This window comes from Aquibacillus albus, assembly GCF_016908325.1.
In the GTDB taxonomy this organism is placed as follows: Bacteria; Bacillota; Bacilli; order Bacillales; family Amphibacillaceae; genus Aquibacillus_A; species Aquibacillus_A albus.
In genome coordinates this window covers 50,093-66,921 of the sequence record NZ_JAFBDR010000023.1, presented here as the reverse complement: position 1 = coordinate 66,921, position 16,829 = coordinate 50,093, and the positions used below count along the sequence as shown (strand labels likewise).

5 protein-coding genes are annotated in these 16,829 nt (G+C 33.4%); all 5 read right to left on the bottom strand.

The features are described 5' to 3' along the window. Positions 1–11 precede the first annotated feature (11 nt). Complete coding sequence (locus tag JOC48_RS17005) at positions 12–6,320, bottom strand: DEAD/DEAH box helicase (RefSeq protein WP_204501616.1); 6,309 nt, start codon at positions 6,318–6,320, stop codon at positions 12–14. Then, positions 6,317–10,792, bottom strand: a complete 4,476-nt coding sequence (locus tag JOC48_RS17000; protein ID WP_204501615.1) for an Eco57I restriction-modification methylase domain-containing protein — start codon at positions 10,790–10,792, stop codon at positions 6,317–6,319. The genes JOC48_RS17005 and JOC48_RS17000 overlap by 4 nt, the downstream gene beginning before the upstream one ends. A gap of 11 nt (positions 10,793–10,803) precedes the next feature. Further along, complete coding sequence (locus tag JOC48_RS16995; protein ID WP_204501614.1) at positions 10,804–13,719, bottom strand: helicase-related protein; 2,916 nt, start codon at positions 13,717–13,719, stop codon at positions 10,804–10,806. 13 nt (positions 13,720–13,732) lie between these two features. Continuing rightward, positions 13,733–14,122 (bottom strand): hypothetical protein, encoded by a 390-nt coding sequence (locus JOC48_RS16990; protein WP_204501613.1) that lies wholly within the window; start codon positions 14,120–14,122, stop codon positions 13,733–13,735. Positions 14,123–14,843: 721 nt separating this feature from the next. After that, a complete protein-coding gene (locus JOC48_RS16985) occupies positions 14,844–16,718 on the bottom strand; it encodes an ATP-binding protein (protein ID WP_204501612.1) in 1,875 nt (624 codons plus the stop codon). Positions 16,719–16,829 lie beyond the last annotated feature (111 nt).

Below are 16,829 nucleotides of genomic sequence, written 5' to 3'. Positions count from 1 at the left end.
CTTCCCCCTTTCTAATTTAAACTATCTAATAATGACGTTACATTCTGATTTATCTCGGTTAAAAAGAATACTTGCCAATGTTTTTCTTTAAGAATTTTAAGCAAATCCTCGTCTTCATCAAGTAAAACACCTACTTTTTTATCTTCCCACGCAAGCTCCAGTTCTCCCAGCGTGCCTTGACTAGATGCAACTTCATAGCCTACTTCAGGTACAGGAGTTTGATTATCCATTAATTCATGAAGGACTGCTTTGCAACTCTCATCTACTATTTCAAAACGTTCCAGCCATTCTTCAGACATATCATTATCACATTGTGTTTCAAGTGACAAATCATCTCCAAATTCTTCAATCAATTCTCTTGAAACTTGATATACATTAGGTAAGAACTGGAGTAAATTACTTAGACGCCAGAATTCATTCCATGTCCGTTTATAATCATCCAAATTCCTATTTGTGAAATCATCTTCTATCCTGATAATCCCTTCAATTGCTTTTGGATTTAGGACTCCTTCTGCACCTTTCATTAATAAGTATAATTGTTGATATTGCTGAGCAGGTATTAAGAAGAAGCCTTTAAAGATATCACTTTCGGAAAATTTATTCTTAGGTATATAAAAGGAGTCTCCTGCTGGTGCATCATCTGCAACATCAATTTTTGGTTTCACTTCTGAATTTGCTATTTCTCTAATTTTAGTTAATCCATAATCCTCAGAAATCCTTGGGCGATTAACTAGCATACTAAACATAATTGCCATAGCAAATTTTTCCCAATTTTCCCTCTTGGGATTCTTTAATAGCATAATAAGTTGGTCCACTTTATTCTTAGTAACCAATGAATTAGCATCATCCTGAATGGGATTTTTTAGGGCCTTATTATATTGAAAAGCTTTTTTAACTTCATCAGGTGTTAATAACAAACTTTGTGAATCATTATGGTTACTAAATTCCTCGACATCATCCCACGAAAGTGTCCATACCAAATATTTCTGAGAATCTCTAATAGCCATTCTTTTACGAATGTCTTGTCCAATTTCGCCTCTTCTTTCATCCGGATTTACATGGTACTTAAACCCATCTAAGAAAACTGTAACAGGGTCTACATCGGAATTTTGGTTAATTGGATAAAAAATAAAATCTGGTCTGCTAGAAATCAACACATTATCATCTCTGTTTAATTCAACTTGTGGAACAAGTCTCCACCAGTTTTCATTATCAAATGTAAATTCAAAACTTTGCTTACCCTGATAGATTGTTTGAACCCAGGAGTTGTCAATATTTAGTGAGCTAATATACGCCTTAAAGTTATTTAAAAACCTCTCTTCAAGCTCACTTTCAACAAGGCTATCGATAGTTACATTCGATAAGGTACTGGTTGCCTCCAACTTATCTCTCTGATCCAAAATTTGTTTTAATAATTCTATTCCTTGTGTTCTTGAAATTGAATCAATCTCGAATTGGTTCTGATAAGCATATAAACAACGATAACATCCATCTTTATTGTCATCATTTTGACATTCGCATACAACTAAAGCATCGTATGCTTTCTGTATTACTTCCATAAACGTGTTCGTTTCTACAAGATTCTTTAAATAACCAGTACCACCTGGTACTTCATCATAAATAACCAAATAGTGACGACTTCCATGTTCCTCACCCTGAACTGGTTCAAAGTGATCTCTGACAAATAAATGCCCTGGATTTCCTTTATAGAATTCTCTTAAACCGAGTTCCAAACATGCTTTAAATGTTAACAGCTTTTCGGATTGTTGTGTTGTAGATACAGGTACTAACATCCTTATTGCTTCGGAAGTAATTTCTCTGTACAACACGACATCTGTCCATGCATCTTTTTGATCTTGATTTTGCTGGTTATACTTACAATTATATCGATGTCTTGGTTGCTTATGTCCTTCTATAAATACAGGTTTTTCTACAATCCCACAGTCTTTACACACTCTAAATCCAGTTTTAGAAACTTCATCTCCGGCAATATCCATTTTGTTATTTAAGGCTAAATTTTGTTGATAACCAAAATTGATTTCTTTCATCTTTACTTCATTCAAATACTCATACCCAAAAGGAATATCATCAATTACAAATGCTTTACTATCTTGATTTTTATTGATATCAAAGAAATGTTGGATATGGAACCTTATGTTCTCGCGTTCATCACCTTCATCTACCGTTGAACTAGCTACTTCATCTGTTTTTGATTCAAAATACTCCAGTTTTAACATTTGGCGATTCTGACCTTTATCCTCCCATGCTGTACTACCACACATAGGACATGCAGTTTTATAATGAGATTCAGTTACTAATTCTGTATGAGAACAATTATTGCAGAACTTCCACTCCTCAATTTTAGGGTTCTTTAATCCACCAGTGTCTACTTGATCTATTAGTATTTTCCTTCTTGAAGCATAAAAAGTATTATAAGGAGCAAACTCTCGCAATGCTGACCTTGCCGGCCTTAACAACTCAAACACTTCGTAAGGGTCTTCTTCCTCGTTTAAACGTCTTTTCTTTATAATAGCCTTTAACTTTATTCCGCTTTCTGGGAAGGCATAGTTTGGTAATAAACCTTCGTTTGTGAAAAGTTCTAAAGGATATTTCTCTTTAATTTCATTCATCATTCGAAATACGAGTTTTCGTTCATTCTCCAATTCTTTAATCTTAATATCAAAATCTTCAATTACTAACTTGTTCACTTCCAACTTTTTCATTTCTGTCCTAATACTAGAGGACAATTTTTTTAACTTCTCTAATTCTTTCTCTGTTTTAGAAATAACGTGTACAATAGAATTTTCTAATATATTTTGCTTTACATATTCTTGAAGCATTTCATTGTTAGAAGCAGATAAAATACCTTCATAAAGATTTGTAAAATTATTTATTAGAGTTGACTTTCCCTTCTCATAGAATTTAATAAATGTATTCGGAAATTCACCTTTTTTATATTGAGTAAGCATCATTTGTACTTTATTCGGTAAATTTTTTGCTTTATGATCATCTCTAGCCCAAGTGTCCATACAATAAGCAAAGAAATGACGTTTTAATATTTCGGGTGCATCTAAATAGCTCCCAGGAGGTGCTACATGACCTGCCATCATCGTCTTCGGTTCAGCATAAAAGTATAAATCATGCTTTTGTGCCTTAGACATTGTTAAAATTAAAGAATTCCCCGTTTTACGTCCAGCACGACCTATTCGCTGAACATAATTTGCTGTTGTTGGCGGGACAGAATTTAACATAGTTGCCGATAAATCCCCTACATCAATTCCCATTTCAAGTGTAGGAGTACATGTAAGAAGGTTAGGAGCATCAGCATATGTCTCACCCTGTTTCGACTTAAACAAGTGTTCAACTTCTTCTCTTTTTGACCTTTCAAGTAGTCCAGTATGCTCTTCAGTGTATATTCTTTGTATATGACCTTTTGAATAAAGGTTACGGTAAAAGCTTTGTCGTTCATCAGTATCTATAACATAATGCCCTCTACACTGATAACGGCGGCAAGTTGCACCAATCCATGTAGATTGCTCATCATCTGCAATTGTTAAACGATAACCACATTTATCACAAATGATGCCTTTGGTTTCAGTAGTGATATAAAGGGATTCTGGTCTTATACCGTAGTTAGAAATATTGCCTCGTGTCACTTTGTCCAATATTCCAGCTTCTCTTGCATACTCCACAAATTGAACATATAATTTGTTCATATCTTGAATAGAAAGTTTGTGTGATAGGCTTCGCCCCATCCAATCAACAGCCCATGAATTTCGGTTTCCTCCAGTAACAATCGAATCAAAATTCTTACTATTTTTATCGTCTGTTAAAAAGTGTGGCACAGCTCCACCAATCGGTGACATATATTTGTTTCTTTCTTTTCTTAATAAAAATGTATTCCCCTTCTGGTCATTACGATAATGAGATAAAAATTCATGTTCTATACCGCCTCTAAATTTCACCCTCGTTAGAAGACCTAAAACAAATTGTTTTATCTTCTCCTCACCAAGATCAGATACGTGGCCATAATCACCAGATAAAAGTGTTGTGAACTTATCGGAAATATCATCTATTTTAGTTGGATCAAAATAAACAATAGAACTTCTCACTTTGTCTAGTGTTCTACCGATTCTAGCACTAAAACCATATTCCATCGTTATTTCCCATGACAACCGTCTTCTTAAAATTACTTCCAATTCATCAGGAAGAAGTTCAGTCTTACTTTTTATGAACTTTTTATAAACTGGCTCTTCTTTTAAGTCCGGTGGCAAAAACGTAGCAGTAAAATGTTGAACTGGGTTCTTGATGTCATTATCTTTTAAAAAGCGATTCATCCAAAAGTTATAAAAATGATTTGGTAGTTCCACTAAAGTCATTGGCCCATTTAAAGATTCTACCGCTGTTTGTAAAGCAGTACGGAAGTTAAAACGATATGTTCTATTTTCAAAAAAGCTTGCGCGGTGCGATGCATCCTGAACAGAATCCGTAAATACCAGTAACTTTTTATCTTCATTGAATGGTGAAGTGTACAAATGACTAATTGCAACTGAAGCTAGACTAGCAGCTTGGGAACCCGCGATAATAACTGAATCTTCAGCATCACACTTAGGACAACAATGTCTATCCTTTGGTGGCTTTGTGTTTGTTACCTTAGCTTCCCTTATAACAACAGGAACATAATTTCCAACTCTATTTTGCTCAGCTTGAATAGACAAATCCTTAGGATTAAGAAATGCCTTTTCAGTCATCTGCTGCTGATCGCCTACATAAATGTCTTCACCATCATCTATATAAATGTAACTGATAAACCGACTTTTATCGAAAAACCTATTATATATTGATGTTGAATCCTTTTGTAGAGGGCCGCTACCATCAATTGGGTATGTTAACCATCCAGAATGTCCGCATTCCCTGCAATAATACATTGGTAAGCCCACTTTATCTATTGGCTTATTCCCATCTTTCCAGTAAAACTCAGGCTTGTTACTTATCTTGCGTAACAAGCGTCGCATTTCACGTATCCAAATTTGAACTTGTACTTGTAGGAATGGGATCATCCTATCCCCATCCAATAACCTAGCTGAAGATATAAGCGTAATGAACGAGTGAATTATTTCCTGTTGACGATCGTTGGATTTTGATGCAAAGTCTGGATCTCTCTTAGAGAGCTTATTAATAAGTTCATCAATTTCTATTATTTCATTATGAAAAGAAGACAACATCGATTCAAGAAATCTATGCTGTTTTAGTTCAGTCCCTAACTCGATGGTAGTCATTTGTTCTTTACCAAACCAAGCTTTCATCTGTGAACGAATAAAGCTGTCCTGAGACTCACCTACATCATGAGTTAATTTATCTAAGTCATTAGGTAACTCATAGTATTTTGGTTCATAATCCAAGAAATCATCTAATTCAATTCTATCTTCCAAAATAAAGCTATCTTTATTAAATTCTTCTCCAAAGATATCACTTGCAAAGTCTGTTAAGGATTTAATAGAATTTTCATCCTCACTAGCGATTGTAGCTGATGTACCAACCATTGCTACCTTTCCAGTATCAATATTAAGGCGTGCTTTCAGTCTTCGAATCAAATTAGCAACATCAGAACCTTGAGCTCCATCATAAGTATGTAACTCATCTAACACTAAATACTTAAGCATGTCCTCTTCGTTGTTTTGCCATAATTGACGATCCTCAGGTCGGATAAGCAAATAATCCAACATTTTGTAGTTGGTTAATAATATATCTGGTGGATTTTTACGAAGTGTATCACGATCATCAATAACATGGTCTTTACCCATCTGTTTATATATACCGTTTCCACCTACATACATTCCAACACGAATATGACCCAGATTCTCCTGGTCATTATGAATCATTTCTGCTAACCGTTTAGCTTGGTCGGACGCCAAAGCATTCATCGGATACAAAACTATTGCCTTTATTCCGGCTTCACGTTGGTGATAACAATAATCTAAAATTGGATATGAGAAACACTCCGTCTTACCTGATCCTGTACCTGTTGTGACTAGAGTTGGTTTAGGCTGTTGGTTTTGACTAGACAACCTATCAAATGATCGTAATTGATGTACATATGGTGTAAAAGGGGGAAAAATAGTTAAGTTCTTTTTACCTTCCTCAGCTTTACGGTAAGGGAGCCTTACTGAAACATAAGGTCCCTTAAACATTTTTTCATCTGAATTTAATAAGAAATCTTTAAGATGTTCTGATAAAGAATCATCTTGAAAGCTAAAGGTAGTATCCAAATAATCTAAAACCGTTCTTTTTACTTCACTAGCAAGAATAGATGGAATCATACATTAACCTCCCCTTTAGCTATTTTTGAGAAATGTTCATATGCTTGACGCATATCAGCTTCACGGTCACATTGCTCAAACGGTAGCTTATAGCCCTCTAAATTCGAATCATTATGACTAACAGTACCAAAATTATTTGTATAATACTTCACCACATTATTAGGTACCAATCTTCCAAACTGATCATAATAGTTTTTATTTTCATACTGTTTCAAAACTGGAAACTGAGAATTATACATTACTACTAGCTCATCGACCTTTATATCCAGGCTTAATGCTGCTAAAACGTCTATTTCTAATAAAGCCTGTCTTCTTTCATAGTCATTTAATAGAATTTTGTTTTTGGACCATTTCCTTTCTCCTTTAAAAGAATCTTTTAATCGTAAATCTGACCTAGCCCATGAATCCCCTTTGGGATCAAATAGACTATCAAAAAGAGGTGAAAAATACTTAGTCACACAATTTAACAGCAATGATCTATTTATTATACATTGCTCCAATTTTTCATTTTTTTTCGGTGATGGAACATAATTAAATATATTTAGTCTTAAATTAGTTTTACCTAATTGTCTAATAAATGAATCATAAACAATGCTGGAAAAATACCCTGCTACTAAAACTAAATCATATTCGTTATTGTATTGAATACTATTTATTGAGTCACTATGAGCAACATGTGGCGGTATAATTGCTCCCATTAATGTTCTCTCAGACATTAAGTCAACCATTTTTCTATGCGCTATCCTGAAACCACTTAGATGATTCCATTGTTGTTCATTAAGAACAGTAATATCATTTATCCAATAGGTACACCTTGGTATAAACTCATCATCTACATCTTCTATTCTAATCTTTTCATAGTCCCTGAAGTTCTTACAGTTAACTCTAGGCTCTTGAAAATACATATTACACAATGAGATTTGCGGACCTTGAATAAACATTTTATCAAGTGTTCTCGGATGAGCATCTTTCCGAATTACAAAACCAGAATCTATAGAATTTTTCATTGATAATAACTGAGACGCAGATTTGGCTACAAACCTTTCATTAAATGAATCAACACCCGCTATCCTCTCTGATATTTTTAATAGTTGTTTTGCATGAATCTCTGGAAAATACACAGTTTGATAGTCATCATTTTCCTTTTCATAAATATCTCTTATAACTTTCAAACTCTCATCATTAATTTTAATAATTCTATCCTTATGGCCACGTAATTCCCAGTTATTTTGTTCATCTTTAAGACCAGGTACATCATTTTTCTCTTTATGTTTCAGACTCTCTTCAATAGTTTTGGGATGAAATAAATTAGATATTGAATAGAAAGAAATATTTCTTTTCGTTTCATTTCTAAATATGGATAGGAAATATGGACGTGCATTTCCAATGTCAAATAATTTTAGCTGATTCCAAAATTGAAACCTATATATTAACTTTTTATAGAGAAATTTCCGAGCATCTCCTGCTTTATTTTCATCATATATCCCTTTTCCATGCACTAGACCTTGAATACCCTTTTCTGACATAAAATGAAAGCCTTGGAAAATAAATGGTTTATAATAGTTAGGTTTCAATTTTTTCATTTCATGTAATAATGAACCATGCTGTAAGAAAGATAATAATCCATTCATATATTCAAATTCACTAAAATAAATATCTTTCTTTTCTTTCAATAACAAATCATATATTTCTTTTTTCTCCTGTCGTGGTAAATTTTTTCTTATTGATAATAATGGGTTAAAGTCTGATAATACTAAATCACTTTCCCATTTAATTTGCCCCCATGGGGGATTACCAATAATAAGGTCAAAACCACCTTTAATAAACACTGATGTAAACTCTAGTTCATAATGGAAAAAGTGTAATTTTTCACTTAATTCTGCCACAATACCTAATCTCTCAGTAGCACTTAAGATTTGTTTAAGACTAGGTCCAAATCCTTCGGCAGAATCTAAGATTGTTGATATTTCTAACAAAAACTCATCTCTTGTTGGGAGTAAAGATGTTTTTTCAATGGGCCAAAACCAAAGTGCACACCAATAATCCATTACTAACTTTAACGCATTATAAGGAGAGTGTTCAGAATTCCTATTGGAATTCCAAAGACTATCTTTTTGTTCTATATTTAGTTTCTTCTCTTCATTATGCTCTTCATCACTACCCCAAATAACTATATTATCTCTAGTTAATTTACTAACCCTTTGTTCATTTCGGTAATGTCTATTCCACAAATCATCTATTCTATTAGATATTTCCCGTAAACTTTTAATTTCACTTAAATCAAACTCGCGATTAAAATTTTCTTTCCATTTCCTAATATTTTTTACATTTTCTGGTGCAATATCTTTAATTATACTATCATTTTCATATTGGACCATATTCTTATTAGGTAACAAAAAATGATAAATAGTATCATTTTTTCTATTCTGTTTTAAAGAGATTTTTTTTGGCAGTTTATTCTTCCATTTATCGGATATTATATCGTCTTCAAAATACACTGCTTTTTTAATCCCAATTAAGCTATTTCCTACAGAAAGTCTGTTAGCAAACCAAGGAGTATTTGAGCCATTATATATAGTATTTAACCAAAGTGATACCTTTGCTAATTCAGTAGCTGTTGGATTTAAATCAACTCCATAAATGTTATTAGTTGCTATATAAGATTTAACTTTCTGTTTTTGATGGATATAATCATCAGTATGAATTTCCTTCCCCAACTCTATTTGCTTTCTTTCAAGATAAGCATCAGCCAACTGATTAATTGATTCATTTAAAAATGCACCACTTCCCATAGCAGGTTCACAAATGGTTAACCCTAAAATTTCATCAGCATTTTTACCTTTCAGAAGTTCTGACAAACTTTGCCTTACTAAGGTTCTGGTAAGCACCTCAGGAGTATAATAACTTGCGGACTTTTCTCTATCTCTTCCAGCTAATCTAAATATAAAACTTCCTCTTTCATATTTTTTCCGTCTTTTCACCCCATCTTCATCCTTAAATAAAACAAATTCATCTTCTTTGTATTGCTCAATATCTGATCCAGGTACAAAATAGGACTGACCAGTTTCATCTGTACTACTGACATTTGCTGGCTTCACTTCATATAAAGTTTCTTGTGCAAAAAAACCTGAGTACGAAAGTAACCCTTCATAAACTGCTCCTAATTGGTTAATTCCTAACTGAGCATAACTAATTCTTCCTCTTTGTTTATTTCCTTCCTTGGATAAAGAAAGCAATTGAATGACTTCCTGTAATACAAAGTTACGAAATTTCACCGAAGAAAGTAAGGGTGTTTCCTTTGTGTTAAATAACGGACTTTGTAATCCATCAATATTAAAACCAAAATCTACATAATTCCCACTTTCATAATCCATTTCAAACTGATCATCATATCCGAATCCATCATTGACTATCTTAAATAGTGTTGTTAGACTTTCATGCAAAAAATAGCCTTCCCTAGAAGCTTCTGTAGTTAGTGGTACTTGCTCCAACTCTCTCAATGTTTCTAAGCTATACCCCAAGCGATATTCTTCACTTTTCATTGGGACAACATTCAATTCCTCACTACGGGACTCTGCGTAAAAAAGAAATAGTAATCGGTAAAGATAAGATAAACTTTCTTTGGTTAGCTTATCCGCTAGTTCTTCATCACCATAAACCTTTTGTTTCGAGATCTTTGAACGATAATAGATAAATTCATTACCAATTAACTCCACTGCACGTCGAATACCATACTTAAGATCTTCTGAAACAGAAAAAGCATGTTTATGAGAATTTTCATCTAGTTCGTCATGCAGAACATTTCCTTCTTCAGGTGCTAATGCATCCTTGGAAAGAAGAGCAGCAGTAGCTTTGAGTGTCTCAGCTTGTTTCCGTCCAAACAGTTCGTCTAAATCAAATAATAGATACTTACCCTGTCCCCATTTATTGCGGTCAATTAAATAGGCCTTTTGTGCCGCTAATAAAACCAGCCATCTTGGAGGTTCGTCCAAACGAAATATATCTTGAATTGCCATATCAATTGAATCATCAAACCAAGAAACCTCATCTTCATTATTTTCCAAGACTAAAGGTAGTTCGAACACAGATGTATCATCTGACCAAAATATTGTTTCTAGTACCCATAAATACTCGTTTCCGTCTCGCTTCTCACTTGTTATTACAGGTATTGCTTGACCTCCTTCAGAATACTTAATCACTTGATTAACCTCGTATCCTAAGGCTTCGAGGAATTTAATATGAAGTTTGCGAGTTATTTCAACACGATCTTCAGGTTTCTTTTCATTAAATGCATCTGTTTTTGCTTTAAAATATTTATTTGCTATACCTGATAATTTTTCATAAGGTGAACGATCATCGGTTTCTTTCCACTTTCTATATAAGCCTTTTAAATCCCCTTCTAACAAAGAATCTAAATAATGATGACTGTAAAATTCATTAACATTTGAAATCCCAGTTAAATCTATTGCCATATTCTCACTCCTTATTTACCAACAAATACAGCTGCTATTCGTAGGAACGGTCTTTCGTCGGTTGCCATAGTTTTATTAATCCACTCTCTCCGATTTTTATATAACTCTTCAACCGTTTTCCGTTCATGCTCTAGTTTTGCAGCAATGTGTTTAGGGATTGTTCCACGAGCAGATTTCTCTCTTTCTTCCTTTTCTATGATCTCTACCTTTTTATCTCTCCACTTTTTAAGCTTTCTTAAATCATCTGTTATATCTTGCATAAGGGATTTTCCACGTTGTTCCCGTAATTTGCTTAAATACTCTTTAGCAGTGTTTATAGCATTTATTTTTTCATCATGAAGCAAGGAAACGTCATATTCAAATTCACCAGGATTATATATTTCCGAACTGATACCAAGCTTCTCCTCGAGTTCATCAAAAGTATGTACCTTACTTTCTTCTTGAGACACTCCATTAACTTCAATGCCAAACCATTGAGAAATGACAGGTTGTGCTCGTTTATTAAACAAAACTCCTTGAATAAAGTAAATAACCTGATTACGTTTGATTGTTGGCAACTGAATAATTGGAGCCTCATTTTTATCGTATTTAACAATAACTCTTTCAATTAGATAAGCGAACAAAGGGTGTTGTTCCCATAGAAGTTGTTTATCAGGCCATTTCCCCTGGTTTTTACGAGCTTCTGAAATTGCCTTTTGAATACTATCTCTATTTGTAGTAAAGTGGAACTCTTTATTTTTGGGAACAGCTTCATTCGGCATATGTGTGAGTACATGTTTAACATCATCCGGTGCGAACCACACAATTGATTCATTATCCTCAAGAAATTCGATTTGATCTCTCTGATTTATGCCTTCATCAAGTACTACTTGTAAGCTTTGCTTCATAAATGCATAGTCATCCATCCATTGATAAGGTGTACTCTTTTTATATTCTTCACTTTTAGGAGTTTCTGCTTTGTTTAACATCTGGTCCATTTCACTAAGCATTTTATCCATATCCAAATCGTCTAAAGAAGGTAGAATTTCATCTGGAGACTTACCTTCTGCAAGTTCTTTTTCAATGTGCTCTTCCTCTTTCTCAGGATCAAACAAATTCATAATTGTTGCAGAGTCTCCAAGGTTTTTATGAGCCTCATTTTCCTTTTCAATTAACTTATCTAAGATTCTAAAATCGCCCTTTATTTCATCATCATCAGACTTTGTTAATAAATAATATATATGAGGTGTCTTATGTTGACCATATCGATCAATACGACCGTTACGTTGTTCGAGAGTTATAAGTGACCACGGAATATCAAAATGCACTAGATGATTACAGTAGTAGTGTAAGTTAACACCCTCAGATGCAACATCGGTAGCTAACAATAATCGAACTGGAGCATTTTCCTTACCAAAGCTTTCCACAACTTCTTGTTGTTCCACATCTGATAACCCTGCGTGAAACACACGAACAACATCCTCATCAACGTTAAACTCTTCTCTTATTTTCTCTGAAAGAAACTCTAATGTTTGAATCCTTTCAGAAAAGAGTATGATTCTAGGGGAGTTTTTCTTCCCATTCCACTTCAACTCTTTTAACAATGACTTGAATTTATCAAACTTACTAAAAGTTTCATCCGTGATTCTCAGGACTAAATCTTCAGCATGTTGTAGTTTATTTAAATCTTCACCTAGTACTTCTTCCGTTTGTGGTTCTTCTTCCATTCTCTTTTCTAGTTTATTAATACGTTGTTGAACAGTATGTAAACAGGCAGCTGGACTAGACAAGAAAGCCTTGAACAATGTATTTTTAAATAAAGTATCCTTTGTTCCCCTAATTCCTGTTAATCCGGGGATTGATAATTGTTTTGACTTTTTACCATCTAAAGTATTAAAGCGTAAACTGTGGATATATTTTAATAACCGCTCTTCTTCTCTAGTTGCTTTCATTGATTCGACATGTAGTTGGCGGTCACTGAATTGATCTCCCACTTCATGCTCGATGTCTTTCTTAAAACGACGAGTAAACAATCCTTCAATCTCTTCATGTGTATAATCCTCTTCATCTGCGATTGCTGTTGGTTCAATCATATTGATTAGCTGAGCAAATGACTGAGGTTTACCATTATGAGGCGTTGCACTTGTTAATATTAGTGAGTCACAGGTTCTAGCCAATAAACTCGCTAAACGATTTCTTTGTGTATTCGCATTCGCAACGTTATGACATTCATCAATAACAATAGCATCCCAGTGGGACTGTTCTAAAAACGTTCGATATTGACTATCATTTTTAAGTGTATCAACGGAAATAATTGCTTTATTATAAAAGTTAAAAGGATTTTTGTTACTTGGTATTTTTGAACGCACTTTCTGAAGTCCTACAGAATCTAGCCTTACCAATGGAATTGTAAAACGGGCCCACATCTCTTGTTGAAATTGACTTAACATAGATTTCATTGTAACAACAAGGATACGATCTCCACGCCCCCGTTTGATAAGTTCTGATAATAGTATCCCCACTTCAATTGTTTTACCAAGCCCAACAGCATCTGCTATTAATACTCTTGGACGAAGGTTTTCTAATGCCATGGAAGCTGGTTTTAACTGGAACTCTGAAAGGTCAAATGCTCCCCTATAACCTGTATATAGCTTGTTATCAATCGGTGGAGTTTTTCTAAGAAGTGCTTCTATATATAATCTACTTTTTCTATATTTTTCTGTATCATCAAATACAAATTCAGTATCTTCGGGTCTAATTTCAATTACTTCATCCAGGGTATCTAGAAATATTGCTTCATGGTTTCTCACTAATTCAGATACACCTATTACCTTGTAGCTATGCCCACCTTGTATGGCATTTACTTTTTTTACAATCCATTCTTCCCCACGGACTTCAACTCTTGCTCCTGGCGCAATTAATTTTTTGGAATCAATCTTTGTAACCATCTACTCACCCTCATTAAATATCAATTATTAAGCTCTCTTTACCAATCAATTTTAAACATTCATTTAAAATTTCTACATCATCATCAAATCCAAGTGGTGAAAAAAGATCCTCTTCTTCATCCTCTGAAGTAATAAAGTAATTGACTGTCGCATTAATATATCTTTTTTCCTCTGTAGAAACTGTATCAAATTTCTCAATTAAAATTAAACAAACATCTTTAATCTTTTTTGCAAGGTTTATATTTATAAACTCATTTTGTTTAGTCGCTTCCTGAACTTTATTATAGTGCTTTTCAACATTCTGCTTTAGTATTTTTTGATTTGTATAAACTTCACCATGTTCTTTAATTACTTTTAAAAATTTAGATGAAGGTTGATTACCAAAAAGAGATTCTTGATTCATAGTTACTCCCACCCAACATTTTCGGTTATTATAGGTAAAATTATACAGTAGTAAAAGTAAGTATAAAAGTGGAAAAACCTACAATTGTCCTATATTAGATGGTTAAAGTAAAAATATTTTAACTTTTTAAAAAATTACCTCTAAATTATCTCATTATTCCCCAACCCCCTACCCTAATTTGGCTACTTTTCTCTAATCTATTAATCTTTATTTAAGGGAAATATTTATTCCAAATCATTTGAAAAAGAAGGTAAAGATATGAAGCGAAGATTCACGAGTAAACAAGAACGGCAAATTATATCAAAATATTTAAGTGGAAATTCCCAATGGTTATTGCAAAGGAATTAGAGACAAGTGCCGTAACTATAAGGAATATTCTATCCAGACACAATGCTCCCAAAAGAAAAACTAGAAAACTTAGTCTAGAACAAGAAAAAGAAATCATTAGTTTATACCAACAAGGTAAGACATCAGTAGAGTTAGAAAGGTTGTACCCTTTGACTCAAAGGCAATTAGAAACCTTTTACATGATCATGGTGTAAATGTAAGGAATACCAAAAAATAATAAATAATACTCTTAAAATTGTTGATTATAATTATTTATGGTAGTTTAATAATCAAAACGGTACCTGGTACTTGTCGCGGACAGTTGTCCATAAAAAGCACCTGGTACCGTTTTCAATTACATTATCAGTATGAAATTCCTCGTTTAGTCTTAAAACTAGTTTGGGACTGATACATTACATAAATCTGAAATTACCAATAACCAGCTTTCAACTTCTTTTTCTGTATCTATAGAACATAATTGATCATAAGTCATTGCTTGTACTACCTGATTATTTAACTTCCTCTTTACTTTACCTTCTTTCTCCTTCTTCTTTTCATCTTTAACATCTTCCCATGGCTTCGGAGAATTATGTGCATGTATCATTCTTGCAATTAGATTTGGAACATCACATTCACTAGTTATTGATATATCTATTCCTAGCACTTCCTTAATTGCCTGAGGACTAATGTAATTTTCTAGTTCCCTTTTAACTGTGCTAAATGCTTTAGAACCATCTTCTTTGGCATTCACTATATCACAGTATTTCTGGTACTTAGGCGGGTTCATATTGTCACTATCATATATGTGTACTTCTGGAAGACCCAATGTCTTAAGATATTGTTGTTCAACCCATCCCTTTAATGTACTTCCGCCAGAAGGAATTATTGCAACTCTATCATCTTCACAAAAGTTAATTATACCATTGTTATTTTCACTTACTATTCTACTAAAAGTTTTAATAGTTGAAACATCGTGAATACCTTCAACAAATACTAGAACCTTTACCGTGTCATTGATTGATGGAAGAACACCTAACGTTTCAGCCACTTCTTGTACTATGTCCTTATTTATTTTTGCATTTATAATTTGCTTAACATCCATATACTCTTTAATAAACCTAAGTGATTCAACTGGCAATAAACCAGCAAATCCAGGTACATGAGTGGTCATAATAACCTGGGAACTACCTGTTTCAGATAGTGCTTTAAAAGCATTAGCTAATAAGATTTGATTACTTGGATGCTGTGCAGTTTCTGGTTCTTCTATTGCATAAATAATTCCCCTAGTGTTGTTTTCAGTTTGTTTTCTTTCGGCTTCTGCCCTAAAGAAGTTTAATAATATTAATCTTCTTACCCCACTACCTCTTTTGTTTATGGGGATACTATCATCACCATCTAAGGATAGCTTAAATATTTTGTCCCATTTAGGTTCTTCAATAAATTGAGGAGTTAACTGATTAGCCAGTGATTCATCCATTTCTTTAAGCTTTTCTAAAGTTCCTGCTGCTACTTTCATTGCACTCTCTTCTACACTTTTTTTGATGGAATCTAATTCTTTTTGAACACTCTCTAATGATTCTTTAATCGCTAATTTCATCGGGTCTTGTACTTCTGAATCACCGTCTAAACTAGGTCTATCAGATTGGAAAAGTGAATAGATAGGAATTTCCATTTTCAATTTATCCCATACTGACTTTGCATCCCCTTTTGCTAAAGGTACCTCCTTAATTCTTAATTCTAAGTTGTCCATATTATTATATATTCCTTGCCTAATACTTACATTTGACCGCATATCATCTACTTGACCTTCATCGATACCCAAGTCTTTAAGTTTTTTTGTTAGTTGGGGTCTAGTTAATTGTAGTAAATCGGAACAAGATTCATTTTCTGGATGGTTAGCAACTATAAAAACATTAGGTGTTAAAGTTTTCTTACTACAGTCATAAACCTTATGTATTTCTAGTTGATCATCTTTATTTAGGAGGAACTCTTCTTGTAGGGTAGTCTTTGCTGTGGAGTCAATCACTATCTCATTAGGTAAATCTGTAAATACACAACCAATTCTTACTAATGGGGAATCACTATGAACACATAAATCAGCCTGTTCAATCTTCACTAAACTATTATTAAAATAAATTTCGAGTGCTTCTAGTATAGTTGATTTTCCTATATCATTCTTACCAATAAAGGCTGTTAAATCATCAAATTCAATTGATACCCTATCCTTGTATGATCTGAAATTCTCTAATATAACTTTTTTTAATTTCAATATATATACCTCCCAAATTAGCTTGTTTTTAATCTACCATAATTTTCTAATTGATACTACACAATATTCTAAAAATTTACTTATTTCGCCAAAAGCTTGCAATAATGTATG